The organism is Brevibacillus sp. MS2.2, from assembly GCF_013284345.1.
Classification (GTDB): Bacteria; Bacillota; Bacilli; order Brevibacillales; family Brevibacillaceae; genus Brevibacillus; species Brevibacillus brevis_C.
This window is the reverse complement of sequence record NZ_JABSUZ010000048.1, coordinates 12,446-33,086: the sequence shown is the minus strand read 5'-3', so window position 1 is coordinate 33,086 and position 20,641 is coordinate 12,446. Positions and strand designations below refer to the sequence as shown.

Here is a 20,641-nt window from a genome sequence, read left to right as displayed (position 1 = left end):
TGCTGCTTAGATATGAAACCAAGAGAAAAGGAGGGTAACCATGAATGAGGACACACGAACAGGGTTAGAGGTCGCCATCATTGGAATGTCGGGTGCTTTTCCGGGGGCCAAAAACCTTGAGCAGTTTTTTCAAAACGTCAAGAATGGCGTAGAGAGTATCTCTTTTTTTTCAAATAAAGAATTAGAAGAGGCCGGAGTTCTAGCAGAAGTGTACAAAAGGAAGGACTTCGTGAAAGCAAAAGGATATCTTGACGAGAGTGATTATTTCGATCATAACTTTTTCGGATATACGCCAAATGAAGCACAATATATGGACCCACAGACCCGGTTGTTGCACGAGCATACATGGAAAGCACTCGAGGATGCGGGTTATCCTCCAGGAGTGACAAATGACTCCATTGGTGTATATGTGGGGGGGCGTCCCCACTTTCGCTGGGAGGCGTTATCGATATCCGCAGGCTCTCACAACGGAGCCGAGGAGTTTGAAATCGCCCACTTGAATGACAAAGATTTAATGAGCACAAGAGTATCCTATAAACTGCATTTGACCGGACCCAGCTATACCTTGTTTACTGCGTGTTCCACCTCATTGGTTGCTGTTCACGTAGCTTGTCAAGGGGTAGTCAGTGGTGAGTGCGACCTCGCAGTAGCAGGCGGAGTATCCATCACTACCCCCAGCAAATATGGATACATCTATCAGGATGGGATGATCTTGTCATCAGACGGTCATTGTCGGGCTTTTGATGCCAACTCCACCGGAACAGTAGTGGGCAATGGAATCGGATTGGTGATTTTAAAGCGCTTGGAAGATGCCTTGCGCGATAAGGACCATATTTATGCGGTCATTAAAGGGACTGCAATCAATAACGATGGCAACCGCAAAGTCGGATACACCGCTCCAAGCGTAGACGGACAAGTAGAAGTCATTCGGGCTGCTCATCGTGTGGCCGCCGTGGATCCGACCACGATCAGTTATATCGAGGCACACGGGACCGGGACAGCGTTAGGTGATCCGATTGAAGTCAAAGCGCTGACCAAAGCTTTTCAAACGGGCAGAAAAAATTACTGTGGGCTTGGCTCAGTCAAAACGAATATCGGTCACCTCGACAGCGCAGCCGGGATTGCCGGGTTGATCAAGACAGTATTGGCGATTGACAACAAGTGTTTGCTGCCTACCTTGCACTTTTCCAAGCCGAATCAAAATCTTGAGCTGGAAAATACTCCTTTTTATCTGGTAGACCAAGCAACAGAATGGGTTAATTCAACGGGACCTCTACGAGCGGGTGTCAGTTCTTTTGGAGTGGGTGGAACGAATGCGCACGTTGTGTTGGAAGAAGCACCATCCCCGCGGAGCGTTCAGGAAGAAGCGGAGCAGAGCAAGCTTTTGGTATTCTCCGCAAAGACAGAAGAAGAGCTGGATCACGCGATTGACGACTTTGTCAAATATGCAAAAGGAAATCCAGGTGCAGACCTTTCCGCCATCGCTTATACCTTGCAAATGGGACGGGCGCATTTTTCCTATCGCCGGCATGTGGCTTGCGAAACTATTCAAGATGCATGCGTTGCACTGCGCTCGAAAAGTATGCAAGCCATTGGCACGGAAACGAAGAAGGCAGTCCCGCAAACATATTTTGTATTTTCCGAAATAGATCCCAGAAGAGCAGCTACTCTTTATCAAGCGGGTTTACGTAACACGTATTGCCATGAAGATTTTGAAGCACTCTTGCTTCAAACATGCGAGATATTGGGAATCACAAAAACGACTCTGTTCAATGTGAATAGTCAGGCTCAACACGAGCAGATTCTGCCCTTTCTCTTCCAACTGGCATTATCCAAATGGTTGAGCCGAATCGGAGTACAACCTACAGTTGTTATGGGAGTGGGAATCGGAGAGTATGTCGCAAGTTGTCTCGCCGATGTTTTCTCGCTAGAAGATGCATTGATGTTGGTAGAAAAAAGAGGACAGCTCTTGGAAGAACTGAGCGGGAATGAAGACGATCTGTTTTTGCTGGAGGCACTCCAGGCGGAGCTGTTTGAAGCATTTCACTTCACACACCTCTCTCAGCCTTCCATACCCGTGATGTCTTACGATACGGGGAAAACGATTTCCCACGAAGTGATCCTGCCAGACTACTGGGTGAACCGTTTAGGAGAGTGCGTTAACCGACAAGGCTCACTTGTGGCAAGGCAGGAAACGGGTGACAAAGCCCAAAAGCTTCTTTTTGGGACAGATGGGGCAGCAGTCGAAAACGAAAGCCAGTCTACTTCTCTTTCTCTTTTGCAAGGAAATTCCGGGTTCGAGCATCAGCTTCTCGAATCGATTGGTCACTTGTGGTCAAATGGCTGCGCAATAAAATGGGAAGAGATGAACAAGCATCAAAGAAAATCTCGCATTTCTCTGCCGACCTATCCTTTTACGCGGAAAAAATATGGGGTAGAAGCCCAGCAACTCAGAAAACTGACAAATCTGTTGAAGGACCAAGACGATAGCGAGATTGTCAAGAAGAAACCCGAAGATTGGCTGTACATTCCATCATGGACTCGTTCAGATTACAAAGAGACAGCAAAGGAGCTTCCTCCTTGTTTATTTGTTGTTTTCGCTACACAAGATCCCGAAGTAATCGATTGGATCGAACAAATTAAAAATTCAGGCCATACAGTTGTCAGTATCGAAATGGGAGAAGTATTTACACACCAAGGGGGAGAGACCTATACGGTAAACCCTGATAGTCAAGACGATCTGGTCAAACTCTTAAAGAAGCTGCCTATTCTAGAGGACAGGCCTCTGAAGATAGTTCATTTCTGGTGCTTCCAGCATGAGGATGACGCTCCCAATCGACAATGGGAAGCGCGAGAATGGAATCGGTTAGGCTACCACACGTTATTGAACCTAGCCCGAGCAATTGGACAGCTTCAGCTACAGCAAACGATTGCCATCGACATCGTGGCTAGCGAAGTTTTTGAAGTCATCGGAGATGAGACTGTCGTACCAGCTAAAGCTACTCTGTTAGGTCCAGTTCGCGTCATCCCCAAAGAATACGATCATATCGTTTGCAGGTTGATCGATGTCGACCGCCGCAAAAATCAGCATGTAGTCCGAATGTTGCTGCAGCAGGTGGACAATCAAGAGAGCGTAAATGATCTGATTGCCATTCGACATGCGTACATCTGGGAGCCTGCGTACAAGCAAATTCATCTGTCGACATCTGTTACTACGACTTCTCAACGGCTCAAGCAGGGGGGAGTCTATGTTATTACCGGGGGCTTGGGAGCAATTGGACTACATGTAGCAAAATTTTTGGCCCAAAAATATCAAGCGACGCTAATTTTGATCAACCGTTCGCAGTTTTTGCCTGAAACAGAGTGGAATAACTGGTATGAACTTCATGGAGAAGAGGATCCTGTAAGCAAAAAAATTTCAATCCTGCGGGAACTGAAGACTTCGGCCAAGAAAGTCTACCTGTATCAAGCAGACATAACGGATGAAAGGCAAATCTCGCAGATTCTCAACCACATTCTGGAGAAAAACAAGGCGATCAACGGTATTATCCATATAGCTGGTGTTCCCGATGGAGCCGTCATTCAGAGAAGAACCAGAGAGATGTGCGAATCCGTGTTTGCGACAAAGGTTTATGGAACCGCGGTCTTGCAAAAAGTGATTGAACAGTTGACACTGCCTATCGACTTCCTTTTGCTCTTTTCCTCATTGAGCTCGGTACTCGCTCCGACAGCACAGGTCGCGTACAGTGCAGCTAATGCCTTTCTGGATGCTTTTTCCAGGGCGAATACTAAAAAGGGTTTCTTCACACAAACAATTAATTGGGATACGTGGGAAGATACCGGCATGGCGAGCCTTTCATCATCATTTCGTCCAGACAGCTCTGTGCTTCCTGGAATTTCGTATAAGGAGATGGAGCACCCATTCTTCCAGTATTTCGTGAAAGAAAATACGGGGCGTACGACTTTCGTTTCTCATTTTCAGACGAGCAAAGACTGGGTTTTGGATGAACATCGGGTAGGAGATAAAGCCGTGCTCCCAGGAACTTGTTATGTGGAAATGGCATGCGCCGCCTATGAAGCTTTGAACCCCAACTTAGAAACTGCGATGCACATCCAAGATGTGTATTTTTTGACGCCACTTGTATTGCAAGACGGCGCCGATATTTATGTCCGAACCGTATTGATACGAGAAAATAACGGTTATCAGTTTACGATCGAAAGTGATTCGGGCACTCAAAACGCTAGCTGGATCACACATGCACGCGGTCATATTGGCGTAGGGCGCATCCATCCCCGTGATTATCAACTCACGGCCATCAGCGATGCCTGCGATCAAAACAATTATGGCAAAAACGATTACAATAACCTGCGGGAAAGTAAATTGACGTACGGGCCACGCTGGAACAGCTATTCCTGGGGGAAATTCACTTCACAGCAAGGACTGTCTCTTATCGAGCTGCCACAAGAGTTTGTGGGGGATGTAGTTTCGTATCTTTTCCATCCGGCTATCATCGACGTTGCTTTGGTTCATATGGATCATGCCAAAACGAGCGACGGCGAATACGTACCGTTTTCGTTCAAAAGCATCATAATCCACGGAAATGTTCCGGAAAAAGTGTACAGTCATATTCGTTGCCAGTCAGCGACTCAGCCGACCAACAAAATCGTGGAGTTTGATCTGACGATTATGGATGAACAGGGGAGGGGCATCATTGAAATAGAGGGCTACCAGGTGGCAGCAGTCACCTCGGATCATCAGACAGACAGCCCGGGCCTGCCGATGGCTAAGACAGTCTCTGACCGCTCGCAAGAAGAATCGCTATCTAATTCGGTCACGTCTCTGACTCCAGAAGAAGGACTCATGCTTTTTCATACTGCAATCGCTACTGGATATCACCAACTCATCGTATCAACAGTAGATTTGCCGAAACGCCTCGAAGCATACAAACAGGAGAAAGTCACCGCATTTGATCAAAGCAGCAGCTTGTCTTCTGCGTTCGACAAGACTGTTGCCAACAAACTGAGCCTATCGCTAGAAGAAGTGGAAGGGATCATCACAAGTATTTGGCAGGCTGTGTTGGGCCATGAACATATTTCCGGTGACGCTGACTTTTTTGAGCTTGGGGGAGACTCGCTAAAAGTATTGACGGTTGCCGAGCGACTGTACCAAGCAAGCAACATAAAAATCCCGATCACGGTATTTTTTCATTCAACCACAGTGGAGAAGCTGGCGCGATACATTATGGATACGTATCATATCGCACAGGAATATACGGGGATCAAGAAAACTGCTCCGCAAGCATACTATCCCTTGTCTTCTGCGCAAAAACGGCTGTTTTTCCAGCAGCAGGTTCAACCAGATAACATCGCTTACAACATTCCGGAAATTACCTACATGGAAGGAGATTTCGATCTTGGTAAATTGCAATACGCCTTTGAGCAGGTCATTCAGAGGCACGCCATTTTACGGACAGGCTTTGACGTCATAGATGGCGAAATTGTACAGATCATTGCAGACGAGGTCGAATTACAAGTGGAGTACGTAGTTATGGCGGAAGGGGAATTACAACAGGCGGTTGAACAATTTATGCAGCCTTTTGACTTGCGGCACCCTCCTTTAATGCGTGTAAAAGTGATCCGGTACGAAACACAAAAATATGTATGGCTATTTGATATTCACCATATTGTCGCGGATAATATCTCCGTTTCGATTTTGCAGAACGAGTTGATCCAGTTCTATAATGGTCAGTCCGAGGACCTGCAAGCCGTCACGTTGAATTATGTCGATTTTGTTGCGTGGCAAAATGAAATGATTAGACGAGGGGAATATGACAAACAAACAGAGTACTGGCTGCAGCAATTATCTGGTAAAGTGCAGGATGTATTGCTTCCAACCGATTTTCCACGACCGTCTGTGCTAAGCTATCGCGGCGATATTTATTCGTTCTATATAGAAGAAGAGTTAACTGCGAAGCTGAAAGCGGGCATGAAGCGAAACACGACAACTTTGTTTATGAACATGCTGGCTATCTTCAACGTATTACTGCAGAAATATACAGGGCAAGAAGAGATGATTATTGGAGCGAGCCTCGCCGGAAGAAATCACGTTGATCTGGCACAAATGGTTGGTATGTTTGCCAATGTGCTGCCTTTCTATTCTCGGCTTGAGACAAGCGCCAGCTTTCAGGATTATCTGGTGGAAGTAAAAGAGAAAAGTCTGCAACTCTTTGAGAATCAGGATGTGCAGTTTGAAATTTTGGTGGAAAAATTGGGGCTGACTCATCAGTTAAGTACCCATCCATTGTTCACCGTCATGCTCGTGCTGCCAGATTTCAAGCCAGCCGAAATTACGATGAATCAAGTCAGAATCAAGCGCTATCCTTTCCGTAATCCTTCATCGAAATTCGATTTGACCCTCTGGGTCTACGATTATGATCATAGAATCGAATTACGTATGGAATATTCGACAGATTTGTTTACCCGAAAAACGATAAAAACAATGACCGGCCATTTTCTTGACATTGCCAAGCAAGTGGTCGAGAATCCGGACATGTTGGTAAAAGACATTAGACTGGATGCAGGTCTTGTGAAAGCAAGGGCAGAAGCGCTGCTGCAAGATGGAAACGATTTCGTTTTCTAAGCAATCGAAAGCATAGGGGTGGTAGCATATGGGAGGTAATTTCTATACGAACGTGTCATATTTAAATGACGTATATAAAAAAGAGTATGAGTATTGGCAGGAAAAGATGGCAGGCACGGTAGAGAAGAGCTGCTTTTTTGACGGCAAAAAAGACGCTCAAGGGCCAGAGTCTCATATGGAATCGATAGACTATACCCTCCCAGGTGATTATGCCAATCGACTGGTAAAAATAAGCAACCATTCCGATGCTAGATTGCATGTATTGCTGCTGGCGTATACAGCCATATTGCTGATGAAGCATACGGGACAAACAGATATTGTGTTGGGCACAAGCATCTACCGACAACAAGCGGAAGAGGAATTTATCAATACGATACTTCCGATTCGGATAACGGTCACCAATGAAATGAGTCTGATTGAGGTGATCAGCCAAGTCAAACAAATCGTTTCAGAAGCGATCGAACATCAAAACTATCCAATCGAGTTAATCTTGAAAAACGGCAATCAAGATTTGGACTTTCTGGACGTCTCCGTTATTTTAGAAAACATTCAAGATCCGCAATATCTCGCCAGGGCGTCTTCCAATCTTGTCCTGGTGTTTGACAGGAAGCTGGAAGAACTTAGCGCTCGCATTCATTACAATGCCTCGCTCTACCATAAAGAGATGGTCGAGGTTCTGATGGAGCACTTGTTGGTTTTGTTGGAAAATTCGATTAATAATCCAAAAGCACCTCTGAAAGAGCTCACCATCCTCACAAAGAGAGATTGGGAGATACTCACGCAGATCAATGAGACGGCTGCCCATTTTCCGGAAAAGGCGACCATCCCGTCTCTTTTTGAGGAATGTGTCAGAACCTATCCGAACCATACAGCAGTTGTTTTTGAAAAAGAGCAGTTGTCTTATGAACAATTGAATCAAAAAGCGAATCAATTGGCCCATTATTTACGGGAGCGAGGAGTAACCACGGAATCGATCGTTGCTCTTCTCATGCCGCCTTCTATAGAAATGCTCATAGGCATCTTAGCCATAGGAAAAGCGGGGGGCGCGTACTTGCCGATCGACCCGGACCTTCCAGCACACAGAATAGAATATATGTTAAAAGACAGCCAGGCTGCACATATCCTCACACAAACATCACAGGAGCTCGTCAGCCATTTTAGCGGTGAAGTGATGTTTGTCGACGATAACAAACTGCTTCTTTATCCCGATACCAATCTTGAGCCCGTTCATGATCCGAATCATCTGGCCTACATTATTTATACTTCCGGAACAACAGGTAACCCCAAAGGAGTCATGATCGAGCACAGAAATGTGGTTCGTTTGTTTTTCCATGAAAATAACAGGTTTGATTTTACCTGTCACGATACTTGGGTGCTGTTTCACTCGTTCGGGTTCGATTTTTCTGTTTGGGAGATTTTTGGGGCATTGCTTCATGGAGGCAAGTTGGTGGTGCTCCCCCATTTGCAAAAAAGAGATTACCGGCAATTGGTACAGCGATTAAGAGAAGAAAAGGTAACGATTTGGAACCAGACTCCCTCTTCCTTTTACCAGTTTATTGAGGAAGAGCTGAAAACGCCTAACAATGGACTCTGCTTGCGGTATGTTATTTTTGGCGGGGAGGCTCTACTGCCTGCGAAGCTTGCTGACTGGCATGACAAATATCCCGAAACCAAACTGATCAATATGTACGGCATCACGGAAACGACCGTCCATACGACCTATAAAGAAGTGACCTCACAACAGATTCGAGAGAATAAAAAGCTGATCGGCGTCCCTTTTTCTACTGTCCAATTGTATGTATGTAACCGACAAGGCGAAACGGTGCCAATCGGAGTCGTCGGGGAAATGTGGATTGGCGGCGAAGGGGTCGCTCGTGGCTATTTAAACAAACCTGAATTGACGAAGGAACGGTTTCAGCTTCGCCAAATTGGAGACCGGATGGAACGCCTCTATTGCTCTGGCGATTTGGGCAGGTATTTACCTAATGGGGAAGTAGAATACATCGGGCGCCGTGACAAACAGGTAAAAATCCGCGGATTTCGGATCGAACTGGATGAAGTGCGTTCTCATCTTTTAACCATGGAAACGATTCAAGAGGCAGTGGTGATGGCGCAGGAAATCGAAGAAGATACCAAAATTCTTTGTGCCTATGTGGTAATGAAAGAGAAGAAGGAAGACCGCTTCGATCCGGTGGAAATCAGGCAATATCTGCAAACGCGGGTCGCCGATTATATGATTCCGTCCTTCATCCTTCAGCTCGAAAGCATACCGTTAACGATTAATGGAAAAGTGGATGATACCCAACTCCGCCAAATGGAATTCAAGCAGAGCGGAAAGCATGAATTCGTTCAACCGAACACGGATATGGAAAAAAAGATAGCCGAAGTGTGGAGCAAGGTTCTCAGAACCGATCCAATCGGCATTCATTCTACGATCTTTGATTTAGGTGGAACTTCTTTTGATGTGATTAAAATCAGCAAGGAATTGACTGATCAGTTAGGGCAAGAGATATCAGTCGTCACGCTGTTTACTTACCCCACTGTCAGCATGCTAGCAAAGGTATTGGAAGCTGAGGTCACTGTCCAGAAGTTGCAAGTCGACGCCCGACTCGATTCTATCGAAGAAGGGAAAAGAACGAGATTGCAAAAATTACGTCTGTTAAAAAAGTAGGGATGATATGGGACACCAATACAATGGTTTGGAAATTGCAGTAATCGGCCTGTCGGGGAGATTTCCAGGAGCGAACACGATTGCGGCGTACTGGGAAAACTTGAAAAATGGGGTTCATTCCATCCAAACATTTTCGGAAGCCGAGCTAATCGAGGCTGGTGTAGATCCGAAAGCAATCAATAGTGAAGAATACGTCAAGGCAAAGGGGTATCTGGAGAGCGGGAATCGCTTCGATGCCCATTTTTTTGATTATACGCCACTGGAAGCGGAGCTCATGGACCCGCAAATGAAAGTCTTTCATGAGTGCATCTGGGAAGCACTGGAGGATGCCGGCTATACTGCCCAGGTTGACCAAAAGCTGATTGGTCTATTCGCAGGAGCTTCCCCGAACCATATGTGGGAAGGGCTTATGAGCCTGTCAGGAAAAAGTGAAGCTATCGGCCACTGGGCAGCCACCCAGCTCGTGGATAAAGACTATTTGAGCTTGCGGATCGCTCACAAATTAAATCTCAAAGGGCCTGCCTTGACGATTTATACCGCTTGCTCGACTTCGCTAGTTGCTGTTCATATGGCGGCTCAATCGCTCCTGAACGGCGAATGCGATATGGCTTTGGCTGGCGGGGTTACTGTCACACTTCCTGGAAAAAGCGGGTATGTTTATCAGGAAGGGATGATCTTATCTCCAGACGGCAAATGCAAGGCGTTTGATGCGAATGGAAAGGGCATCGTTGGCGGAGATGGAGCAGGAGTTGTTGTATTAAAGAGATTGCAAGATGCCATAGACGATCGTGATCAGATATATGCAGTGATCAAAGGCTCCGCTATCAACAATGACGGTATGCAAAAAAACGGGTTTACAGCGCCGAGCACCCTCGGACAAGCGGAAGTAATCCGAACCGCTCTCAAAGTTGCGGAAGTGACGCCAGAGAGCGTTGATTATATTGAATGCCATGGTACAGGGACACCGCTTGGCGATCCCATTGAGCTGGAAGCCCTGGAGCTCGCCTATCAACCTTCTCAGAAGCATTCGTGCGCACTTGGCTCGGTAAAGGCAAACATTGGACATTTGGATAGCGCAGCCGGAATCGCTTCCTTCATCAAAACAGTGCTGTCCATCAAGCATCGCATGCTTCCGCCTTCCCTGCATTTTCAAACCCCGAATCCTCATTTAAACGTGATTGAAAAGGGGTTTTACATCAACGATAAGCTGACAGAATGGAAGAAATCGCACGAGCCTATCCGGGCGGGGATCAGCGCTTTTGGAATCGGGGGGACAAATGCTCATGTGATTATCGAGGAAGCCCCAGCCTCGCCAGAATCAACTACTGGACGGAAATGGCAACTGATTCTGCTCTCTGCAAAAACAGAGCAAGCCCTGGAGCGATATAAGCAAAATGTTGAGGACTATATACATGCAAATCCGAATGTACGTCTTGAAGATATTGCCTATTCGCTACAGGTGGGCCGTAAGCATTTTCCGTTTCGAGAGGTAGCACTTTGCAACCCGACAGTAGCGGAACCGGTCCGCTTTTCAGCGGGCAAGTGTAAGGCGGGTCTAGCAAAGCAGAATCTTCCTGTCATTTTCGTGTACCCTGATTTTTCCGATGACAACTGGGGAGATAGTGAATTTGCAGAAATCGTCCAATTATGTCAAGAAGAGCCTACGGTCAAACGGATCATAGAGCAAGCGCTGCTCCTCCTGAATCGGCAAGCATCAGGACGAGCAGATACGCTAACAACGGAGCACCTGCGTGAGGAAAAGTATGGCGACGTTGTGCGCTTTATTCTCTACTATGCCATTACGATGTTGTTCAGAGAATGGGGCATCAAGCCAGAGGGCACGCTTGGATACGGAAAGGGCAAACTGGTGGTCGATTGCTTGACTGGTGGTCTTTCCTTCGAAGAGGCTATCTTCGCACTGGTAGATAAACCGGCGCTTGACACCTTTGTCCACTCGGAGAACAATCGTGACATTTTCAATCCAGAAGCCATTTATATGTACTTTGGTTCAACCAATGATGAGCAGACGAGCAGTAAGCAAATGGAAACCGATACGATACATATTTGGCTGGAAAAGATAAATTCGTATACCATCCTGGATGCCTTAGGAACCATGTGGCTATATGGCAAGGAAATAGATTGGAATGAATTTTATAAACACGAGCAGCGAAATCGCGTCTCCTTGCCCACCTATTCATTTGAACCCCAGGAATTCCCGGTAGAGAGAGACCTGTTCCAATTTGAGCAGTTCACCAGTCGTCATCTGCACAGCGAGAGTAAAACGGCCAAAAGAAGGGAAGACATCCGCAAGTGGTTTTATGTACCTGCTTGGGAGAGCTCCCATCTGCCAAGCTATGCGGAGGGAACCTATTCTCATGGCGCGACCTGGCTTATTTTCAATGACAAGACAGGTTTGGGAGAAGCGTTGTCCAACGAGTTAAGGGAACATGACGTTAGGTATATCCTTGTCGATCAAGCGGAGCACTTCCAAAAAGTAGCGACGGACCATTACATGGTAAATCCGCAAAATCCGAAAGAATTAGACCGCTTGTTGGAAAATCTAGAGGTAGTACCGGAGTACATCTGCTATCTTTGGACGGTGACTCCTCCTATCGAGCCAGAGTTGGCAGTCGTTGACTCCAGTCAGCAGTTGTTTCTCTACAACCTCTTACAGATTGCCCAATACATAGGAAGCAAGGCCGGCAGCAAAGATACCCGGTTACAAATCGTGACAAACGGGTTGTATTCCGTTACCCAAGAAGAACAGATATGCCCGATGAAGGCGGTATTGCTGGGAGCAAGTAAAATCATTCCTTACGAGTACCCTGGTAGCAAGGTTTGCACTGTCGATATCGAGCTTTCAGAAGGAAACAACCTGCAAAATAGTTACATGGCTTCAAAATTGATTCGGGAATTTCATTTTGATTTTCCGCACAAGCAAGTGGCTTATCGTGGCAAAAGCAGGTGGATTGAATCGGTTCGAGAGCCTGTCCTAGTGAAACAACCCGGAAAGCTGGCACTTCTGAAGGAGAACCTTGTCTGCTTGATCACAGGCGGATTAGGAGGAATGGGCTTTGCGATGGCAGAGTATTTGGCAAGACAGTATAAGGCCCGGCTGGTTTTAGTGGGACGTTCCCCTTTTCCTCCTAGACAGGAATGGGAGCAATGGCTGAAGGAAAAACCCGATCATAGGCTATCAAACACCATTCGTACGATCCTGTCATTGGAACAGGCAGGGGCAATGATCAACGTATACAGTGTGGACATATCTGATTACTCCTCCATGCAAAAAGTCATTCACGAAGCGGAAGCGCAGTTTGGGCCAATTACTGGTATCTTGCACACAGCGGGAGTCCCGGATTATGCAGGCGTCATTCAAAGAAGAACAAAAGAAATGACGGACCCAATCCTACTCCCGAAGGTACAGGGAACCATCGTGCTGGATACGCTTTTTATGGGGCGAACGCTCGATTTCTTTCTATTGTTTTCGTCGATCGGCAACTACATTTACGGACGCAAATTCGGCCAAGTGGGATATAACGCAGCAAATGAATTTTTGGATGCGTTCGTCGCTTATCGCTTGCAGAATCGACCTGGCTTTACGGCGTCCATCAACTGGAACGATTGGGCGCAAGTAGGGATGTCTGTCACTGCCATGGAAAAAAATCGCGGCATGAACAGACAAGTCAACGAGCAGCAGTTTGAGGAAGAAGCGATTACACCGCAAAACGGTGTAGAAGTGCTGCAATATATTCTGGAAAACCAATTCACTCGGGCTATTGTCTCTGTCCTTGATCTTCCTGCCTTGATGGAGGAAAGCAATCAGCTTCGCGAAGAATCCATCCTGGAAAAAGAAGCGGCAGTAGCTGCCCAAACAGAACTGATTCCCGAAAAAATCAGCAGTGCAATGCTGTCCGAAGCAGAGCTGGAGCAGACCATAGCGGACATATGGCGTAGTGTATTGGGAACTACATCGATTGGCAGTGATGAAGACTTCTTTAGCCTGGGAGGGGATTCGCTTAAAGCCATTACGATTATTGCCCTTCTCTATAAAAAACTGGATGTAAAACTCCCTCTACCGACTTTTTTCAACAAGCCTACAATTGGAGACATCGCTCGTTTTATTCGCGAGGCAGACCGAACGGATTTTTCACAGATTAAAAAGGCAGTGAAAAAACCGGGATATCCTTTGACTTCCGGGCAAAAAAGACTTTATTTTCTCAGTCAAATGGAAGTTGAGAATAAGCAGTACAACAATATTATTGCGTTGCGTGTGAAGGGGCCGCTGTCCTACGAAAAATTGGAAAAAAGCTTGAATGAGCTCATTCGCAGGCATGAAAGCTTGCGCACTTCGTTCCGACGAATCGATGGGGAACTGTTACAGGTTATCCATGAACCTTTCTTATTTACCCCTGATTACAGGGAAATCAATGAACCAATAAACGACGCACACATCGAAGCGTGGATACAATCTTTTGATTTAGAGGTTGCTCCTGCATGGAAGGTGGGGATTTTTAAAGAGAGCGAGCAAAATCATCTTCTTGTCTTTAATATCCACCATATCATCACAGATGGCACATCCAATGCGATCCTGATCGAAGAGTTTACTGCTCTTTACCAAAATGATGTACAGTCGGCAGGATTGGCCGCCTTATCGATTCAGTACAAGGATTATGCTGAATGGCAAAAGGAAAAGACAACACTTGACAGTCATCAAGCTGACCAGAAGTATTGGACAGACATGTTTACTGGAGAAATTCCGCTGCTCGATTTACCGACAGATTTTTCTCGTCCAGCATTCAAAACCTACCGCGGTAGCATGGAGATGTTTTCTATACCGCAAAATCAGGCAGAAGAAATAAAGAAAATCGCTGCCGCTCATGAAGTAACGCTATATATGGTATTGCTTGCTGCTTGGAAAGTTCTTTTGGCAAAGCTGAGCGATCAGGAAGATATAATCGTAGGAATTCCTACTTCGGGCAGGAATCACAGTGATATCCAAAATGTGGTGGGCATGTTTGTTCAGACGCTGCCAGTCAGAAGTTCTGTAAGCAAAGAAATGAGCTTTGCAGAACTGCTAAGTGAGCTCAAAGTGAATATGTCCCATGCGCTGGAGCATCAAGATTATCCATTCGAAGAGCTCGTCAGCCAGGTGGAGCTTTCTCGAGATTTTGGCCGAAATCCTCTGTTTGATGTGATGTTTACCTTTCAAAACGCTCGTCATCAGGGGAGCAGCGTGCACGTCCCGTTTGAGGGAGTGCAAATAGAGCCGTATTCATTTAAAGCAAACTCATCTCGGTTTGATTTGACATTGGATGGCGAGGAACGGGAGGGCGAGCTGTTTTTTACTGTAGAGTATTCTACTGATTTGTTTACAAAAGAAACTGTCTCCCGTTTTATTCGCTATTTCCAAAAGATCATGCAAGAGGTGCTTGCCCAGCCAAAGCAAAAAATTAGCCAAATTCATTTGGTAGATGCCCAAGAGCTGGAGCTATTGTTGGCTGGGTTTAATCAGACATCGGGTGAATATCCAGAGCATCTTGTGGTGCACCAGCTTTTTGAGACGATGGTTGAAAAGTATCCCGACAAGCCAGCAGTAACGTTCCAAAATCAAACGATGACGTACCGTGAGCTAAACGGAAGGGCCAATCAAGTGGCCTATACACTAAAATCACATGGTGTCGGTCCAAATAAGTTGGTTGCTCTCATTACCACCCGTTCGTTCGATATGATGGTTGGACTCTTGGCTATTAGCAAAGCGGGTGGGGCGTATTTGCCTGTCGATCCGAGCCTGCCACATAACAGAATTGCTTACATGCTCGAAGACGGCCACGTGCAAGTTATTTTGACCAATACAACTGTGGAGACAACAGACGATCGCAAGGTTATTGACATGCGCGATCCACAAATTCATATGAACCCTCTTGATTCGCTGCCGATTGAGAATAACAGCAGGGATGTAGCGTATTGCATGTATACCTCGGGAACAACCGGCTTTCCCAAAGGGATTTTAATCGAGCATCGGGCGTTAATAAATTTCCTGCACGGAATCACGGATGTACTGACCTTGCGGGAAACTGAGAGGTTTTTATCGTTAACAACAGTTTCTTTCGATATTTTCTGGTTAGAGAGTATCCTGCCGCTTTTAATCGGTCATCATGTAGTCATTGCCGATGAAGAAAGTCAGCGAGATATTCGTTCGTTAGCCAGCCTAGTCAGAAGCGAGGAAATTACGGTGATGCAAACCACACCGTCACGGTTAAAACTGTTGTTGGCTGAGCCGGATTTAGCGGAGCAGCTGAGTCGCTTGCGTTACTTGCTGATCGGGGGAGAAGCTTTGCCGCTTTCGGTGGCAAATCAAGCGCTTAGATTGTTGAAAAATGGACGCGTCTACAACCTTTATGGCCCTACAGAAACGACGATTTGGTCCACGATTGAGGAAGTGACGGAAGATCATCCGGTCACGATCGGTAGACCGCTCAAGAATACCCAAGTCTATATCCTCAACCAGGAGATGGTCCCGCAGCCAATCGGGGTTCCTGGCATGCTGTATATCGGTGGACACGGTTTAGCGCGGGGTTATCAGAACAAACCGGAGCTGTCCCATGAGAAATTTACGGAAAACCCGTTTCGGCCAGGCGAAAAAATTTATGGTACTGGTGACATGGCAAGATGGACGGCGAACGGCTTGATCGAATATTTGGGAAGAAAAGATTTTCAGGTAAAAATACGGGGCTATCGAATTGAAATGAGTGAAATAGAAAAGCTGCTTGATGCCCATCCTGCTATTGAAAAAGCAGTCGTCCATGTACAACAAGATGCTCATCACGAGCAAATGCTTATCGCCTATTTCACATCTGCCCATGCTGAATCTAGCTATGAACTCCGCGAGTATTTGCGTAAACTTGTCCCAGAATATATGATTCCTCAATCCTTCATGAGGATAGAGAAGATTCCCCTTACGCTCAACGGCAAAATTGACTGGAAGTCGCTGCCGTCGGTAACTGGGGTAGTGGAGGAGCAAAAGGGCCTTGTCGGACCGAGTGACGAGGTGGAAGCGAAGCTATATGAAATTTGGCAGAAAGTGTTGCGAATCGAAAACTTTGGAGTTCGGGAAAGATTTTTTGAATTGGGCGGAAATTCCATCCAAATCATGCAGCTTGTGTATGAAATTAATAATTGTTTCTCTGGTTCCTTACAGTTTAAACACTTTATCGAACTACAAACCATCGAGGCGATTGCCCGTTTTATCCGAGAATCGATTCAGGAAGAGCGGGAGTCAGAATTGCCGGTACTGACACCTGACTTTAGCCAAATGCATGAACCGTTTCCTTTAACGAATGTCCAAATGGCCTATTATTTGGGCAGAAGCAGCAGGTTTGAGTTAGGCGGAATTTCTACACATGCGTATCAAGAGGTCGTAACGACGCTCGATATTCATCGACTCAATCATTGCTTGAATATTTTGATCCGCAGGCATCCCGCGCTTCGGACGATCTTTTTGGAAGACGCCCGTCAGCAGATTATGGCAGAAGTACCCGAATACCGCATAGACATACGCGATCTGCAGACTTGCGGAAATGTTGAAAAAACCGAGATGATCAAGAAAGAAAGAGAACGGATGTCCCACGCTATTTTCCGTCCGGATCAATGGCCTCTATTTGAAATCAAAGCGTTTCGCTTGTCTGAGCAAGAGAGTCTTTTATGCCTCAGTTTTGATTTGCTCATCATGGATGCCTATAGTCTGGAGATCTTAGGAAAAGAAATACAAGAGCTTTATCAGGACGATGCAGCGAAGCTCGATGATTTGTCTATTTCCTTCCGGGATTATATGATCGGTTATCAACAATTAAAAAACAGCAAGTGGTACTCGCAAGACAAGGAGTACTGGATGGCCAAGTTGCCCGATTTCCCACTAGCTCCAGAAATTCCATTACGGGTCCAACCTATGCACGTTAAAAATCCGTATTTTCAAAGAAAATCAAAACGATATGCGGAAAAGAGCTGGCAGCAGTTAAAGAAAGTGGCCCAGAAGCACAATTTGACCCCTTCGACTGTTTTGTGCACGGCGTATACAGAGGTCCTGGCGAATTGGAGCAATCAAGTGGCATTCAGCCTCAATTTGACGTTGTTTAATCGACTCCCGATGCACCCGGATGTGGACAAACTCATTGGAGATTTTACTTCCGTGATTGTAGTTGACGTGCATTTGAATCCGAACGATTCGTTCTGGGAGAAAGCAGGCAAAGTACAGCAAACGCTGATGGAGGCGCTCGCTCATCGCCATTTTGATGGAATTGATCTGATGCGGGAAATCAGTAAGCAAAGAGAAATGAGCAACAAAGCCCTCATGCCGGTCGTTTTTACTAGTGCTCTGTTTGAAAATGGAGACAGCGGCCAGCAAGCTGATGTCCTTGTGGAGAATTCATCCGAAAGGGAGAATCAAACAAACGGAATTACACAAACTTCTCAAGTCTATCTGGATAATCAGGTGGCGCTCATCAATGGGAACATGGTAATCAACTGGGACTATATCAGTGAATTGTTTGATCCTGTGGTGATCGATACCATGTTTGAACAGTATCTGGCCAGAATCGATGCCATTTTGAACGATGAAGCCGAAAAACAGCTGGCCTGGGTATCCGAGACCGACAAAGAAGCAATTTTCACATACAACGATACTGCCACTCCTATTCCGAGAAAAACGTTGCACGGGCTGTTTGAAGAAACGGTTGCACAAACTCCCTATGCCGTGGCGATAGAAGATGCACAGGAGAGCATCACTTACCTAGACCTTGACGAGCAAGCAAACAAAGTGGCTAATTACTTGCAGCAAATCGGCGTAGGCGCGGGAGACCTCATTGGGGTTATTGCCAAACGGGAAATAGTCACCTTTGCACATCTGTTAGGTGTCCTAAAAAGCGGTGCCGCCTATGTACCTATTGACCCTGACTACCCGTTAGAGCGTGTAGATTACATTCAGAGACACAGTCAATGCAAACTCGTGTTGGAACCTGATTTTTACGTGAAGAACGAGATCGATCGCTATCCAAAGAACCATCCATCATTCGCCGAACAGCCGGAGCACCTGGCATACGTTATTTATACATCGGGAAGCACCGGGAATCCCAAAGGGGTCATGATCAGACACGAAGCTGCAGCCAATACCGTTCTGGATATCAATCAAAAGTTTGAGGTTGCGACCCACGATCGTATTCTAGGTGTGTCTTCCCTCTGCTTTGATTTGTCCGTCTATGATATTTTTGGAGCATTCGCAGCAGGAGCTACGCTCGTGCTGGTGAAAGATCAGAAGAACATCACGCAGCTTGCTGACACCCTAACAGACAAAAAAATAACGATATGGAATTCTGTCCCTGCCATTATGGATCGGGTGGTAGCGGAGAAAAAGGACCGTGGCAGCGAATATAGTGATGGACAGCTTCGTCTTGTGATGCTGAGCGGCGACTGGATTCCGCTTACATTGCCGACAACGATCAATGAAAGGTTCCCTTCCGCAAAAGTAGTCAGTCTAGGTGGAGCTACAGAGGCTTCCATTTGGTCGATTTATTATCCGATCGACGAGGTAGATCCCCAGTGGAAGAGCATCTATTATGGAAAGCCGTTAGCTAACCAGCAGTTCTATGTACTCAATTCGCAGATGCAGCTTTGCCCGATTGCAGTGCCGGGTGAACTTTACATTGGGGGGAAAGGGGTTGCGGACGGTTATCTTCATGATGCGGAAAAGACCAATCAATCCTTTATTCATCATCCAAAATTCGGATATGTCTATAAAACGGGGGATTATGGAGTATTGCACCGCAATGGGCTGATCGAATTTTTGGGAAGAAAGGATCAGCAGGTAAAAATTGGCGGTTATAGAATAGAATTAGGAGAAATCGAATCGCGGTTGCTAAGTATAGAAGCGGTGAGAAATGCAGTTGTTTTGGTGGCGGGGGAGGCAGACAAACGGTTGTATGCGTATCTCGTGCCAGAAACAGCGCCGCAGGATCAAGAAACATTCATGAATGAGATCAGGACAAGCTTGGCTAAAGCCTTGCCGGATTACATGATACCGTATCACTTTATTATGGTGGAACAATTGCCGCTGACCGCCAATGGGAAAGTAGACATGCAAACTCTCCTGAAGCTGAAGCCAACCAGCACAAGCAACGGGACAGCATACGTAGCGCCTCGGAACGTAGCGGAAGAGAAGATTGTCAACGTGATTCAAGAGGTTTTGGAAACCGATCATGTAGGTGTGCTCGACAACTTTTTTGAGATGGGTATGAATTCCATCCAGATCGGAATGATTAACACCAAGCTGAAACAGGTATTTGAAAGGGAAATCCCAATTCTCACCATGTTTGAGTACGCGAATATTAACGCGCTTGCCTCTTATTTGACGGGAGATAGTCACGATCAACAGGATGAAGAGCAGGACGAAACCATGGTTGCCCGGAACCAAGGAAGAGAACGGATCAAACAAAGAAACGCCAAAAGAAGGAGGACGCCTGAAAGTGAATAAAGCCGAACTGCTGCAATATTATACGAAATTTACTCCTTACACGGATCCCGGCGAATACGGCTATCTCTTTCATGAGTTGCCCCGAGGCTTGCCAGAACTTTGCCACCTCATCAAATGCCAATTGATTCACCCCTCAATGATAAAAAAAGTAAGACATTCGCTTACGCATTTTACAAAAAACGAAGACGAGAAGTTTTATCAGGTAACAGAAATGCTTGAGGCTCTGGTAGAACGCAACGCAGATGGCATTACGTTTGACCGATTGCCTAGTGAGAGATTACTTATTTCTTGCCGATTCCATTCTTTGCTCCTGATTTCTATGCTTCGCTCCCAAGGGATCCCGGTGCGCTGCCGCGTCGGATTTGCAAGCTACCTTTCCGAGAATCACCGAAAATATATCGATCACTGGATTTGCGAAGTGTGGGGTGATACCGAGAAACGATGGATCAGAGTAGACCCCGATTTGGAACTCATCGATATTCAGGGCGATGAGTTCCTGATGGCCGGTGATGCCTGGTTGATGGCTCGTGACAAAGAAATCAATCCACAGCTATTTGGGGTCAAGAAATCTTGGGGGATGCACTATATTAGAAATAATCTCTGCTATGACTTGAATGCCATTCTCGGCAACGAATTAAGATACTGGGATTATCCTCCGCTATGCCAAAAAGAGATGGACGAGCTGGACTGGGAAGAGTTGCAATTACTCGATGAGATCGCTCTTTATTTGCAAGACCCCGATGAAAATCACGATCAACTGCAAGCATTGTTTTTGGAGCATGATTTCCTTCATTTCAAGGGATAA

The 20,641-nt window shown here is 46.2% G+C and carries 4 protein-coding genes; all 4 read left to right on the top strand.

Annotation, left to right across the window (positions count from 1 at the left end; all coding sequences use genetic code 11):
- Window positions 1-40: 40 nt before the first annotated feature.
- Genes HP568_RS27005 through HP568_RS26990 form a run of 4 tightly spaced genes read left to right on the top strand, consistent with a single transcriptional unit; the run spans window position 41 to window position 20,641 of the window.
- A complete protein-coding gene (locus HP568_RS27005; RefSeq protein WP_173630721.1) occupies window positions 41-6,640 on the top strand; it encodes an SDR family NAD(P)-dependent oxidoreductase in 6,600 nt (2,199 codons plus the stop codon).
- Window positions 6,641-6,668: 28 nt separating this feature from the next.
- Complete coding sequence (locus HP568_RS27000) at window positions 6,669-9,311, top strand: non-ribosomal peptide synthetase (RefSeq protein WP_173630720.1); 2,643 nt, start codon at window positions 6,669-6,671, stop codon at window positions 9,309-9,311.
- Between the two features lie 7 nt (window positions 9,312-9,318).
- On the top strand, window positions 9,319-19,836 hold the full coding sequence (locus tag HP568_RS26995; protein ID WP_217366806.1) for a non-ribosomal peptide synthetase: 10,518 nt from the start codon (window positions 9,319-9,321) through the stop codon (window positions 19,834-19,836).
- Window positions 19,829-20,641, top strand: coding sequence for a transglutaminase-like domain-containing protein (locus HP568_RS26990; protein ID WP_173630718.1), 813 nt, complete (start codon window positions 19,829-19,831; stop codon window positions 20,639-20,641). The genes HP568_RS26995 and HP568_RS26990 overlap by 8 nt, the downstream gene beginning before the upstream one ends.